General features: G+C 39.6%; 12 protein-coding genes. 5 read left to right on the top strand and 7 right to left on the bottom strand.

Annotated elements, in window-relative coordinates; genetic code table 11:
* Positions 1 to 44: 44 nt before the first annotated feature.
* Complete coding sequence (locus U735_RS0111240) at positions 45 to 734, bottom strand: ABC transporter ATP-binding protein (protein ID WP_031443909.1); 690 nt, start codon at positions 732 to 734, stop codon at positions 45 to 47.
* 44 nt (positions 735 to 778) lie between these two features.
* Here U735_RS0111240 and U735_RS0111235 point away from each other — a divergent pair, with 44 nt between their 5' ends.
* Together U735_RS0111235 and U735_RS0111225 are read left to right on the top strand one after the other, a co-directional pair.
* Entirely contained in the window at positions 779 to 1495 is a 717-nt protein-coding gene (locus U735_RS0111235) for an arylesterase (RefSeq protein WP_232233249.1), read from the top strand.
* Between the two features lie 402 nt (positions 1496 to 1897).
* On the top strand, positions 1898 to 3748 hold the full coding sequence (locus U735_RS0111225) for a Xaa-Pro dipeptidyl-peptidase (RefSeq protein ID WP_031443907.1): 1851 nt from the start codon (positions 1898 to 1900) through the stop codon (positions 3746 to 3748).
* A gap of 420 nt (positions 3749 to 4168) precedes the next feature.
* On the opposite strand, the gene carB is transcribed toward U735_RS0111225, so the two are convergent.
* Together carB and rpmH are read right to left on the bottom strand one after the other, a co-directional pair.
* Positions 4169 to 7021: a carbamoyl-phosphate synthase large subunit gene (gene carB / locus U735_RS0111220; protein ID WP_031443906.1), complete on the bottom strand. Its 2853-nt coding sequence runs from the start codon at positions 7019 to 7021 to the stop codon at positions 4169 to 4171.
* A gap of 101 nt (positions 7022 to 7122) precedes the next feature.
* The gene (rpmH, locus tag U735_RS25290; RefSeq protein ID WP_026809253.1) at positions 7123 to 7284 is read right to left on the bottom strand and encodes a 50S ribosomal protein L34; all 162 of its coding nucleotides are present in this window, start codon (positions 7282 to 7284) and stop codon (positions 7123 to 7125) included.
* Between the two features lie 205 nt (positions 7285 to 7489).
* Between rpmH and U735_RS0111210 the strand changes: the two genes are divergently transcribed.
* Positions 7490 to 8374, top strand: a complete 885-nt coding sequence (locus U735_RS0111210; RefSeq protein WP_031443905.1) for a DUF6263 family protein — start codon at positions 7490 to 7492, stop codon at positions 8372 to 8374.
* 1 nt (position 8375) lies between these two features.
* A complete protein-coding gene (locus U735_RS0111205; protein ID WP_031443904.1) occupies positions 8376 to 8891 on the top strand; it encodes a hypothetical protein in 516 nt (171 codons plus the stop codon).
* A 46-nt stretch (positions 8892 to 8937) separates the two neighbouring features.
* Here the strand turns inward: U735_RS0111205 and cls are convergent, their stop codons facing one another.
* The 3 genes from cls to U735_RS0111190 form a co-directional block, all read right to left on the bottom strand.
* Positions 8938 to 10401, bottom strand: coding sequence for a cardiolipin synthase (gene cls, locus U735_RS0111200; RefSeq protein WP_031443903.1), 1464 nt, complete (start codon positions 10399 to 10401; stop codon positions 8938 to 8940).
* Positions 10401 to 11357, bottom strand: a complete 957-nt coding sequence (locus U735_RS0111195; protein ID WP_031443902.1) for a lytic transglycosylase domain-containing protein — start codon at positions 11355 to 11357, stop codon at positions 10401 to 10403. Before U735_RS0111195 ends, cls begins: the two co-directional genes overlap by 1 nt.
* 125 nt (positions 11358 to 11482) lie before the next feature.
* A complete protein-coding gene (locus U735_RS0111190) occupies positions 11483 to 12160 on the bottom strand; it encodes an alpha/beta fold hydrolase (RefSeq protein ID WP_232233248.1) in 678 nt (225 codons plus the stop codon).
* Positions 12161 to 12316: 156 nt separating this feature from the next.
* On the opposite strand from U735_RS0111190, the gene U735_RS0111185 reads away from it, so the two are divergent.
* Entirely contained in the window at positions 12317 to 12610 is a 294-nt protein-coding gene (locus U735_RS0111185) for a GNAT family N-acetyltransferase (protein ID WP_031443900.1), read from the top strand.
* 84 nt (positions 12611 to 12694) lie between these two features.
* Here U735_RS0111185 and mtaB read toward each other — a convergent pair whose 3' ends face one another.
* Positions 12695 to 14023 (bottom strand): tRNA (N(6)-L-threonylcarbamoyladenosine(37)-C(2))-methylthiotransferase MtaB, encoded by a 1329-nt coding sequence (gene mtaB, locus U735_RS0111180; protein ID WP_031443899.1) that lies wholly within the window; start codon positions 14021 to 14023, stop codon positions 12695 to 12697.
* Between the last annotated feature and the right edge of the window lie 9 nt (positions 14024 to 14032).

Genomic DNA, 14032 nt, shown 5'->3' with positions numbered 1-14032 from the left:
TAGAAGCCATAGGAACCCGGACTTTGAAGTGCTGTTATATCCGTTCACAATGCTGTTGTTTCTTGGTTGGCAATAATCCTACCACCTTTTAATCTTAATATATGTTTTGTTTTGGCCGCCAATTCCAAATCGTGGGTAACTATAACCAAGGTAGTACCGGCATCCGCATTTAACTGAAAGAGTAGTTGAATCACCTTTTCCCCTGTTTCCGCATCCAAGTTACCGGTAGGCTCATCGGCAAATAATATGGAAGGTTTATTGGAAAATGCCCTGGCCAAGGCAACGCGCTGTTGTTCCCCACCCGAGAGTTGGGATGGGTAATGATGGAATCGATTTTGAAGGCCTACCTTCTCCAGTAGTTCCATCCCATTGTTCATGGCGTTTTTATCTCCTCTTAATTCCAACGGAATGGCCACATTCTCCAAAGCGGTAAGTGTTGGCAGTAACTGAAAATCCTGAAAAACAAATCCTATATTCCTATTGCGCAGTATGGCCCTTTCATCTTCGTTTAAACTCCCTAATTCCGTTCCGCATAAGGTTACCGTACCCGAATCTGGCTGGTCCAGACCCGCACATATACCGAGCAACGTGGTTTTACCGCTTCCGGAAGGGCCTACAATGGAAAAAGTATCCCCTTCCTCCACGTTAAAGGTAATATCTTGCAATACCGTAAGTTTTTTAGAGCCACTAGTATAGATTTTCCCTAAATTGTCTACGTTTAATATCTTTGCCATATAATTTTTATTTCATGATTTTCCCAAGTAGGCAAAATACTGAAATGATTTTGATTTTAATCCTATATCCCATGCGAACCTTGTTAAGATTTTCTTATTTATTAATCATTTTTTTCACTTCTTGCGGAAATATGGCCACCAAGAAGGCCGATGCTGAAGGAAAAAAGGAAAATGCCGTTGAAAGCAAGCTTGAAACCAAGAGTGAAAGCAAGGTAATTTTGTTTTTTGGGAATAGTCTTACTGCGGGTATGGGTTTGGACCCCAATGAAGCGTTTCCCGCTTTGATCCAAGAGAAGGTAGATTCCCTTCAGTTGGCCTATAAAGTAGTGAACGCCGGTTTAAGTGGCGAAACTACGGCCAGTGGCAAAAACAGACTTGGCTGGGTGCTTAATTCAGACATAGACGTTTTTGTATTGGAACTTGGGGCCAATGACGGTTTACGTGGCATATCATTGGAAGAAACCCGTAGGAACTTACAGGAAATTATAGATGTAGTGAAACAAAAAAATCCCAATACGACCATTATTCTGGCCGGAATGCAAATTCCCCCCAATATGGGTCAGGATTATACGAGCGAATTCAGGGATATATTTCCAGATCTTGCCAAAAAGAATAAGATTGGCCTAATTCCATTCCTTTTGGAGGACGTGGCAGGAAATCCAGAACTAAATCAACCCGATGGAATACATCCCACAGCCGAAGGACAGAAGATTATAGCCAATAATATATGGCCTATAATTGCCAAAACCATTACAGAGTGATCTTGTTATAGCGGATTGAAATACATTCTACCTGACCTTTCATTAAAATTTTAGACTACTTATTGAATCTATAGGAAATGAAAAACCATATAGATTTGCTAACTTATTGGAAACCTTGTGGCACAATTTTTGAATATTTTCGCCACATATAATTGCTATTTATTTCCCGTCTATATGAATTTTAGAAATTCCATTCCAATCAAATTACCAGTTTCTTTGAATCTAGGCACTTATCTATCCAGCCCCTTATATGATATAGGGATTGATGCGTACAATCAATTACCTTCCCAAAAACATGTATTGGAACCAATTTTGTGTTTAACCTTGAATTGGTCTTGAATCAACATCCTGACCTTCTTGATAATATAAACCTAAATCCTATATATTAATTTAAAGTCCATTATGATAAAAAACAAAATTGCACTTTTAATCACATTTGTATTTGGAGTACTTACCATAGTTAGCGCCCAGAAAAGTGAAACCTTATTGGAAAAGAAATCCGTTCCAATTTTTGAGAACGGTGAAGCCCAGGTCGTACCTGGGTTTAGTGACGAATCTACATGGATAACGCATGACCTTTGGGTTGAAACAGAGTTTGATACCGACGGGGATGGCAAGAAAGACAGAATGCACGTCTCGGTCACTAGACCTGGCCAAACTGAAACAGAAGGACTTAAATTACCGGTTATTTACATTAGTAGTCCTTATTTTGCCGGTGTGGCCTCCAATTTGAATGAGATGTTTTGGGATGTACGCCATGAATTAGGGGAAAGTCCTAAAGAGCGTTTGCACCCCGAGGTAGTCAGGACTGGTGAAAGACCCTATATTTCCAACTCACATATTCAGACCTGGGTACCCCGTGGTTATATTGTGGTACACTCCTCCTCCCCTGGCACAGGCCTATCCCAAGGTTCTCCTACCGTAGGTGGGGACAATGAGTCCTTGGCCCCAAAAGCGGTTATAGATTGGTTATGTGGTAGGACAAAGGGGTATTCGGAGCCATATGGTAAAGAAAAAGTAAAGGCCTATTGGTCTACAGGCAAAGTGGGTATGACCGGGACTTCCTATAATGGTACAATACCTTTGGCGGCCGCCACCACGGGAGTTAAGGGATTGGAGGCTATAATCCCCATCGCTCCCAATACTTCCTATTATCACTACTATAGGTCCAATGGCCTTGTACGCTCTCCAGGAGGGTATTTAGGGGAAGATATAGATGTACTTTACGACTTTATACATAGCGGGGACGAGACTAAACGAGCTCATAATAATAAGGTTGTTAGAGATACCGAAATGAAAAACGGTATGGATAGGATTACTGGTGATTACAACGATTTCTGGGCCGGCCGTGATTATTTAAACGAAATGGCCCCCATGAAGGCTGCTTTATTGATGGCACACGGATTTAATGATTGGAACGTAATGCCAGAGCATAGCTATAGGATTTATAAGGCTGCCAAGGACAAAGGCTTGCCTACCCAAATATATTATCACCAGAACGGACATGGAGGAGAACCTCCGCTAGCAATGATGAACAGGTGGTTCACCCGATATCTACATGGTATTGAAAAGGGTGTGGAAGAAGATGCCAAGGCCTGGATTGTTCGAGAGAATGATGACAAACTAAATCCAACACCTTATAAAGATTATCCAAATCCCGAAGCAGCAGATGTAACTTTATATCTGGAAGGAGGCGCACCGGAGAAAGGTGGATTAAGTACTGAAAAGATGCCCGCTCAAGGGGTGGAAACCCTTGTCGATAATTTTTCCTTTTCAGGAGAAACTTTGGCCAAGGCAGAGAACACCAATCATCGCCTGCTTTATGTTACACCGACCCTTACCAAGGATATTCACCTATCAGGTACCTCCAAAATCAGTATTGCTGTAGCGAGCAACAAGGCTGCAGCCAATTTATCGGTTTGGTTGGTTTCATTGCCTTGGAATGATGGTAAGAATGTAAAAATAACAGATAATATTATAACCCGTGGTTGGGCAGACCCTCAAAACTATAGTTCCATTACCCACAGTGAGCCTTTGGTTCCTGGAAAGTTCTACAATCTAACTTTCGATTTGATGCCGGACGATCAGATTATACCCAAAGGCCAACAAATTGCACTTATGATTTTCTCAAGTGATCGGGAATTCACGCTTTTGCCCGATCCTGGAACAGAATTATCGGTTGATCTGGATGTAACTACTTTAACCTTACCCGTTGTTGGAGGTGTGGAATCCTTTAAAAGAGCTACTGAATAAATAATGATGTAACGTGAATTCGATATATTTATATTAAAATCAGTTGTTTATATAATACTGGTCCGGTCGAGCGGAGTCGAGACCTCATTTTAAAAGCGTTACAGTTCAATAACCTCTCGCTTCCGCCTGTCTGCAGCCGGGCAGGCCTGTCTGACGACAAGGCAGGCTCAAGGAGCCTGTAACATTTTTTTAATTTACACGTAATCAATGTCTTGCTCGTATTTTTATGTCGAACTCACGTTCCGTAGGATAGGTTATCTGGACGCAGGGCGTTTGCCCAATTTGGTTTTGGGGGGCATAACAGAATGTTTAACAGGACCTTTGTCTATCATAAAAGAACTCCTTTTTCTAACCTAATAGAAAAAGGAGTTCTTTATTTATTTGAAAGTGAATATCTTCCAATTTCCATATATCATGGAACTACTTGCTCAAGTACATCTTACGCCTAGAATACAGGTTGTAGAATTCGTCGTCCTTAAGACTGTCTATAAACAAAATGCTCTCCCCGGTACTCTTCATTTCAGGTCCTAAATTCTTATTTACGTTAGGGAATTTATTAAAGGAAAATACCGGTTGCTTTATGGCATAGCCCTCCAATTGCGGATTAAAATTAAAGTCCTTTACCTTTTTCTCTCCCAACATTACCTTGGTTGCATAGTTTACATATGGCTCCTTGTAAGCCTTTGCAATAAAGGGTACCGTTCTGGACGCCCTAGGGTTGGCCTCTATGATGTATACAATATCATCCTTTATGGCGAACTGAATATTTATAAGTCCCACAGTATTAAGGGCCAAGGCAATTTTCTTGGTATGGTCCTTTATTTGCTGCATGACAAATTCGCCCAAATTAAAGGGGGGTAAGGTAGCGTTGGAATCCCCGGAGTGAATTCCACATGGCTCTATATGCTCCATAATTCCGATGATGTAAACATCTTCCCCATCACAAATGGCATCTGCCTCTGCCTCAATGGCGCCATCCAAATAATGGTCCAATAACAATTTGTTATTAGGTATTTTTCTCAGAAGATCTACCACATGTTCCTCCAGTTCTTCCTTGTTGATGACAATCTTCATTCCCTGTCCACCCAAAACGTAAGATGGTCTAACCAGTAGTGGAAAGTCCAATTCGTCTGAAAGAGCCAAGGCTTCATCGGCCGTTTCGGCCACACCAAACTGAGGGAATGGAATATTGTTCTCGGCCAATAAATTGGAAAAACTTCCTCTATCCTCCGCCAGATCCAATGCTTTGAAACTGGTCCCAATTATTTTGATACCGTATTTATCCAGTTTCTCTGCCAACTTAAGGGCTGTTTGGCCTCCAAGTTGAACAATAACGCCCTCTGGTTTTTCATGTCTAATTATATCGTAGATATGTTCCCAGAATACAGGCTCAAAATAAAGTTTATCTGAAATATCGAAATCCGTGGAAACCGTTTCGGGATTACAGTTTATCATGATGGTCTCGTAACCACATTCCGATGCGGCCAATACGCCATGTACACAGCAGTAATCAAACTCTATACCCTGTCCAATTCGGTTGGGTCCTGAACCTAGGACTACAATTTTTTTCTTGTCGGTTACAATACTGTCGTTCTCTACATATTTCTTCCCGTCCGGAGTTTCTATTTCCGCCTCAAAAGTAGAATAATAGTAAGGGGTCATAGCCTTGAACTCGGCGGCACAGGTATCGACCAGTTTGTAAATCCTATTAATGTTGAGGGCAACACGTTTATTATAAACTTCACTCTCATAACAATCCAGCATATGGGCAATCTGCCTGTCGGCAAATCCTTTTTGCTTGGCTTCCAAAAGTAGGTCCTTGGAAAGTGTTTCCACGTTGAAGTTGGAAATTTCTTTTTCCAGTTGGTACAGCTCTTCGTATTGCTTTAAAAACCACATGTCTATTTTAGTGATTTCATGGATCCTACTCAACGGAATCCCTAATTGAATAGCATCATAAATCACAAAAACACGGTCCCAACTAGGGATGGTGAGTTTGCTTATAATTTCATCATAATTGGTATATCCCTTACCGTCAGCTCCAAGTCCGTTCCTCTTAATTTCCAAAGACTGGGTGGCCTTGTGCAGGGCCTCTTGAAAAGAACGGCCAATACCCATAACCTCTCCTACCGATTTCATCTGGAGTCCCAAAGTTCTATCCGAGCCCTCAAATTTATCAAAATTCCATCGTGGTATCTTTACGATTACATAATCCAAGGTAGGTTCAAATAAGGCGGAGGTAGATTTTGTAATCTGATTGCTCAACTCATTTAAATTATACCCTATAGCCAGTTTCGCGGCTATCTTGGCAATAGGATACCCAGTAGCTTTTGATGCCAATGCTGAGGATCTGGAAACCCTAGGATTGATCTCGATGGCAATAATGTCTTCCTTTTCATCAGGGCTAACGGCAAACTGAACATTACATCCACCTGCGAAATCCCCGATACTGCGCATCATATGAATTGCCATATCACGCATTCTCTGGAAGGTTGTGTCAGACAGTGTCATAGCCGGGGCTACCGTAATGGAATCTCCGGTATGGATACCCATGGGATCCATATTTTCAATGGTACAGATAATAACTACATTATCATTTTTATCCCTAAGTAACTCCAGTTCATATTCTTTCCACCCCATTAAGGCTTTGTCGATCATTACCTCGTGAATTGGGGAAACTTCCAATCCAAGACTAAGAAGTTCGTCGAAATCCTCTGGTTTGTAGACTATGGAAGCTCCTGCACCCCCAAGGGTATAGGAAGCCCTGATTACCAATGGAAATCCAAATTCTTGGGCAATTTCCTTTCCTTTTAGAAAGGAAGTAGCGGTTGCCTGGGGTGCCATGCCAATACCAATTTTGAGCATTAGCTCACGGAATTTCTCCCTGTCTTCCGTAATATTGATGGCGTCTATATCTACACCTATGATCTTTACTCCGTAATCTTCCCAAATTCCTTTAGTGTCCGCTTCTATACAAAGATTCAATGCTGTTTGACCACCCATAGTAGGTAAGACCGCATCTATATTGGGATGTTTTTCCAAAATCTCCCTAATGGATTTTGTGGTCAATGGTTTCAAGTATACATGATCGGCCATGGTTGGGTCCGTCATGATAGTTGCTGGGTTACTGTTAATGAGGATTGTTTCTATACCATCTTCTCTTAAAGATCTCAATGCCTGTGTACCTGAATAATCAAATTCACACGCTTGACCAATAACGATGGGTCCAGAACCAATAATTAAAATAGTGTTTAAATCTTTTCTTTTGGGCATTTTACTAGTTATTTATATATATGAAAAAGGGAATTGGACAAAAAAAAGGTGCTACTTCGGAAAAAGTAACACCTTGTTATTTTAAAAAAACAATTCTATCATTATTTTTTGTGCTTCAGCTCCGAGGATACAGATAATTTTTTCCTTCCTTTAGCTCTTCTTCTAGCAAGAACTTTCCTACCATTGGCAGTAGCCATACGTTCCCTAAAACCATGTTTGTTTTTTCTCTTTCTTTTTGATGGTTGAAATGTTCTTTTGCTCATCGTAGCGTATTTTTATAGTATGCTTAAATTTCTTTTTGACAATCTTTAATTTTGCTTCATCGACAGCAAAATCCGGCTGCAAATATACAAAGAGTTTTTGCATTGGCAAATCTAATTAAAAAAATATTTTTTTTGTTATTGCCCCCTATAAGGCCCACTGGATTTTACTACTTTTGCAACGGCTTAACCAGTATGATAATTTAACATGAAGCGCTTTATTTTTTTAATGGTTTGCATCCTATGCAATATGGGTGTTTACGGACAAACCACATTGCAATATCAATTAAAAAAGGGAGATGTTTTTAAGGTAAAGCAGGATGCCGAGCAGATTATAACCCAGGAATTGGACGGTGCTACCCATGAAATAACGAACCATATTGATGGAATATTGGAATTTAAAGTGCTCGGGGAGCTGAGTAATGGTTATGAGGTTGCATTGACATTTAAGGACTTGAACCTGAAAATGACCTCGAGTATCCAAGGGGAATTAATGAATGTCAAGGCCAAGGAGGTTAATGATGAGGATATGCAATCCAAAGTATTCAATACTATATTGAACAATCCGGTGAAAATGGTTTTGGCAAAGAATGGGAATATTCTAAAAGTTCAAGGGGGCGATAGTCTAGTTTCCAAAATGGCTAGGGCTTCAGGACTGGAAGATGAATTCTCTATCAATATGATGAAAAAATCCTTGGAAAATGAGTTTGGCTCTGAAGCCTTGTCCAATAGTTATAAGCAAATGACCTTCATTTATCCAGACAAGAAAGTTAATGAAAACGATAAATGGGAGAATGTCTATAATGGAAAATTAAAGACGACCAATGTGTGGACTCTTAAGAGTATTGAAGAAAATAAGGCCAAGATTAGTGGCAAAGCTAAGGTGTTGATGGATGTTACGGATGCCAATACAGTAATGAAACTTAGTGGTACACAAACCACAACATTGACAGCAGATACCAATACCGGTTTTATTAAACATATGCTGGTAGAGGGCTTAAGTACTGGGGTATCCACAATGAAACAAATGGGCGGGCAAGAAATACCGACCACTATTAAATCTAAAATAACGTACCAATTAATCAATAAGTAATATGTTCAATAAAAATTTAAAACTAGTTATAGCTGCGCTAATAATAGCTTATGCGGTATTTCAATTTGTAGAAGGTAATATTGGTAATGGCATTTCGTTGCTTCTTCTTTCCTCTATTTTTGTATTTCTATATTTTAGGAATGAAATTATTTTATTGGCATTTTTAAGAATGAGGAAGCAAGATTTGGCCGGCACAAAAAAATGGCTCGATAAAATTAAAAATCCGGAGGCTGCCCTCACCAAAAAGCAAAATGGCTACTATAATTACCTAAATGGCATTATTTTTTCACAGACCAACCTTACCCAGGCCGAAAAATATTTTAAAAAAGCATTAAAATTTGGCCTAAATATGGATTATGATGTGGCAATGGCCAAATTGAGCCTTGCAGGTATTGCTATGCAAAAACGCAGAAAAAGGGAAGCTACTACCCTATTGAATGAAGCTAAAAAGCTGGACAAACAAAATATGCTTGCGGAACAGATCAAGATGATGCAGCAACAATTGAAAAAAATCTAGCTAACGTCCCATTTTCTTGTTTTGGTCCTTCCCTAATTAAGGACAACTAGAGCAAGGGAGCAAAAAGTCGGCTAAAGGACTCCTTTAGCCTTCTAACTATATTTCTGTTTTCCCAGCGTTCCAGGGTAACTTCTTCGCAGTCCTGAAGGTCTAAATGAAATTGCTTTCGCATTTGTTGGTTTATATCCTTATTATATAACAAGGCGTTTATTTCAAAATTCATGGAGAAACTCCGGTAGTCCATATTGGCTGTTCCGATACTGGAGAACATATCGTCTATTACCAGGGTCTTGGCATGTATAAATCCTTTTTTGTAGCGATGTATGGAAATTCCGGAATGTAGACATTCCTCAATGTAGGAATCGGTGGCATATTGCGCCACTGTTGAATCCGATTCGTAAGGTACTATAATTTTCACCTCTACCCCACTTCTCGCCGCCGTGGTCAAGGCCGTTAGAATTGCGGTATTGGGCATAAAATATGGCGTGGTGATCAATATACTTTCATGTGCCGAATTGATGGCGCAGAACATGGCTTCCATTATATTGGCCCAATCACTATCCGGACCACTTGCCGCAATTTGTACCGCTACGGGCTTTTGGGGAGCAGGCTTCTGTTCAGGGAGAAGAATTTTATCGATTTCCATCGTGTCCTTGGCCGCAAAATTCCAACTTAAAACAAAAGAGGATTGAAGGGCACCTACGGCTCCTCCCCTTATACGCAAATGCGTATCTCTCCAGTATCTTTCATTATCAAAGCTGTTGTCGTATTTCTGATCCAAATTAATACCCCCTACGTATCCAATATTGCCGTCTATGACCACTATTTTCCTATGGTCCCTGTAATTAAGTTTACTGGTAGAGTTGGAGAATAAAACAGGCATGAATGGAAAATGCTTCACTCCGCTATCTGAAAGTTTCCTTTTGTAGGTATTGGAAATATCACTTCCTACGTCATCATAAATAAGCCTTACACTAATTCCTTCCTGAGCCTTTTTACACAGAATTTCAATAATTTCACTTCCCAAACCCTTATCGAACAAAACAAAATACTCCAGATGGATGTGGTGTTTGGCACTTTCTAGATCTTCCCTAAGATATTTAAACTTTTCCTCTCCATTTATCAAAATATCAACCTCATTGTCGAAGGTGAGCACAGCTCTTTCGTTATTGCGCATTAATCGGTATATCTTAAAAATACCTTCCCCTAGAAACTCCTTTAAGTCTTCCCTTTCAGAGCGGTCAAGACTGAAGCTATTGCGCCATTTTTTTAACCGTTCATTATCATCGACATATTTTTTTTCAAAAATCTTGTCCTTTCTATAATCCTGGCCAAAAAGATAATAGACCAACAACCCAATAAAGGGCAATGTTGCCAAAACAAAGATATAAGACAAGGTCTTGATCGGATTCCTATTTTTAAGAACGATCAAGACCGAAAATATGATTACCAATAAATAATTAATTCCTAAAAGTACTGGCCAAATATTATCTTTTAGGAAAGAAACCATTATTTGGAAATCTTGTAGTATCCCTTATTTGGGATTTCTATAGTATATGTCTTTCTGGAAGAATTATTTAAATGTGGCTCTCTTAACCAAGGGTTATGTCTCTTTAATATTTTGTAGTTGATCTCATACTGGTTCGCAAAATCGGCAAAATTGCTCACCGGTTCATTTATTTCAACATTAAAAGTTGGAACGGCGGTATACATATCCTCTTTTTCAATATGAAATCCGTATTTCTCAGGATTGGATAATATTTCCTTAATGGCCAATATTCTAAATACATAGCGACCTGTTTCTTCGCCTAAGAGAAGATCATAGTAGCCATCCGCTTTCTGTATTCCCATATACTTTTGGATACCTCCTGCCCCGGCATTGTATGCCGCTGCAGCCAAGGTCCAACTGCCAAATTTATCTTTGGATCTCTTTAGGTATCTACAGGCTACTTCGGTAGATTTTTCAACGTGATACCTTTCGTCTACATTGCCGTTAATTTCCAGGCCGTATTCTTTTCCTGTGGCACTCATTATCTGCCAAAAACCTGTGGCCCCAGCAGGAGAAACCACGTTTTGAAGCCCACTTTCTGCCAAGGCCAAATATTTAAAGTCGTCCGGAATTCCATTTTTCGCCAGGATAGGCTCTATAATTGGGAAGAATTTATTGGCTCTTTTCATAAGTAAAAGGGCGTTGGACTGCCAGTAGGTGTTTACTAGAAACTCACGGTCTACACGCTCCATAATCTCAGGATCCTCAAAAGGGACGGGTTCCCCGGCGAAATTTAAATCTTCGGGTATCTCAATTGCCGTTATACGATATCCCGTTTCCTCTCCATCATTTGCTTTGGGCTGCGACTCCTCGACCAACATAGCAGTTTCACTATACTGATTTTGCACAGCAAATATTAAGGTGCTTCCTACGAAAAAAACTCCCAAAATCATTAAAACATTCTTTATAACCTTCATCTCATCTATTTTTTTAAATTTCTAAATTTTCTTAGTGTCCTACTACATTGGGTTGGCAGATCTGCTACCTAGATAGCACCTGCCATGTACCTATTTCTAACTCAAAGATATTAAATAGAACTGCCTTATTGCAAAATAATTGTAGGTAAGTGTTCATTAAACCATTTTGATCGGTGAATTATCATCGTATGGGTCCCATTTTTAACCGTAATGCAATTTTTTATATGACCTATGGGAAAGACCGGGTCTTTTTCACCATGGATATGAATAATATTTTCCGTGAATTGGGTTTGTTTCCAGTTTACTATAGCATCTATGGACCAGTCCAGGTAATATTTGTCACGGATGGACAGATACTGTTCATAAAGAGCCAGACGTTTAGGGATTGTTTCGCCAAAGGCATATTTAGCCAAAAGTTCCATATTGTTTACTAGACCAGTGGGCAATAGCTTGTGGGCTTTGGTATATTTGGCGAAAATCATTCTCTTGGGAAGTTCTGTATTACTCTTGACGCTCGAAATAATAATAACCTTACCTACTTTAATATGTTTTGCCATCTCCTGTACCAAAATGCCCCCGAAAGAGACCCCAATTAGGACTGCATCCTTATGTTTTATGCGCTCGGACATTTTTAGGGCATAATCCTCAAGGCTAATATCCTTATCGGGAACTGACCAATCCAAGAAATGTTTTTCGAAAGTTTCTCCGGGCAAGTCTATATTGTCAAAAATGGAAGGATTGGCTGCCATGCCGGGCATGAAATAAACATGTTTTTTATTTTGGACCGTTTGGTTTTCTAGCATACTATTTTAATAGGATAATAACTATTTTTTTACTAACTTTGTTTTCTTGGCTTTTTCGTCCCTGCTTATGTGTTTATTTAGTTTATGAGCCTAGATTGTAATTTGAGAACGTTATAATCACAATTCAAAATTAGTCATTATTTAAAATCAAACTATATGAATGAAGTAGAAATTAAGGACAATGGTTTCTTGAGACAATTTGAAGCCAGGGTAGACGGCCACTTGGCAAAAATTGAGTATTCTTCCCAAGAGCGCAAAGTTTTTTTAACAAAACTTGTAATTCCTGAAGAAATAACGAAGGAAGGTTTTAAAGAAGATTTCATTAAAAGTGTTTTGAGCCATATCCAAGAACAAAATTTAAGAGTGGTGCCTACTAGCCCTCAAATTGCCGGCTTCTTGAGAAAGAATCGACAATACAAAGAAATGCTTCCCGTTGGGATAAGAATATAATGATAAAAAAACCTCTCGATTTCGAGAGGTTTTTTTTGTTTTTGAATCCTAAAGAAAATGGTAAATCCGTAATTAAGGGTATGGCTAGGCAGATACCATACTGCTAACTTCTACACCTCTTACCATGCCATCATCGTCAATTTCCGTAAGTTTTATTTCGTGCAAGGTATTCACCAAGCTGGGGTTCCATGGAGTTTTAACTTTTACATAATTCTCCGTAAATCCATGGATATAGCCTTCCTTGTTTTCGGCCTCATACAATACCGTTCTTGTAGAACCCAACTGTCCCTCGTAAAATGCCCTTCTTTTTTTAACAGAGAGCCCCCTCAACATTTTGCTTCTCTTGTTCCTGACTTTTTTAGGAACTACTCCGGTTAATTCCGTTGCCTTGGTATTATCCCTTTCGGAATAAGTAAATACGTGCAGATAGGAAATATCGAGTTCATTAAGGAAGTTATAGGTTTCCAAAAAATGTTCTTCGGTTTCCCCGGGAAATCCTACTATGACATCTACCCCAATACAGGCGTCCGGCATAACTTCCCTTATTCTTTTAACCCTATCCACATATAAATTGGTCAGGTATCTTCTGCTCATCAATTTTAAAATGGCATCACTACCGCTCTGTAGTGGAATATGGAAGTGGGGTACAAAGGAATTGCTTTGCGCCACAAAATCTATGGTTTCATTCTTTAATAAATTGGGTTCTATGGATGAAATCCGCAAGCGGTGTATACCTTCTACCCTATCTAGTGCCTTTACCAGATCCAAAAAAGTATGCTCATGCTTTTTGTTTCCAAATTCTCCCTTTCCATAATCGCCGATGTTAACCCCAGTAAGCACAATTTCCTTGATGCCTTTTGATGATATTTCGGCTGCATTATTTAGAACATTCTGAAGGGTGTCACTTCTGGATATCCCCCTGGCCAATGGAATGGTACAATAGGTGCATTTATAGTCACAGCCATCCTGTACCTTTAGAAATGCCCTAGTGCGATCGCCAATGGCATAACTGCCCACATAAAAATCGGCCTCTTCTATTTCGCAGGAATGTACCTGACCAAAATCGTTTTTGGAAAGATCATTGACATAATCTGCAATCTTAAATTTTTCAGTGGCTCCCAGAACAAGATCAACACCGTCTACCGCGGCCAATTCTTCCGGTTTAAGCTGTGCATAACACCCTATAGCCGCAACAAAGGCATTTGGATTGCTTTTTTGCGCTTGCTTAACTATCGATTTAAATCGCTTATCGGCATTTTCAGTTACGGAACAGGTATTGATGACATACATATCCGCATTTTCAGAAAATTCCACGCGCTCAAAGCCCTCCTCTACCAAATCCCTAGCTATGGTTGAAGTTTCCGAAAAATTGAGCTTGCAGCCCAAGGTATAGAAAGCGACCTTTTTCTTCATCATTGTTCT

The sequence above is a fragment of the Arenibacter algicola genome (assembly GCF_000733925.1).
Lineage (GTDB): Bacteria > Bacteroidota > Bacteroidia > Flavobacteriales > Flavobacteriaceae > Arenibacter > Arenibacter algicola.
This window is presented reverse-complemented; position numbering and strand designations above follow the sequence as displayed.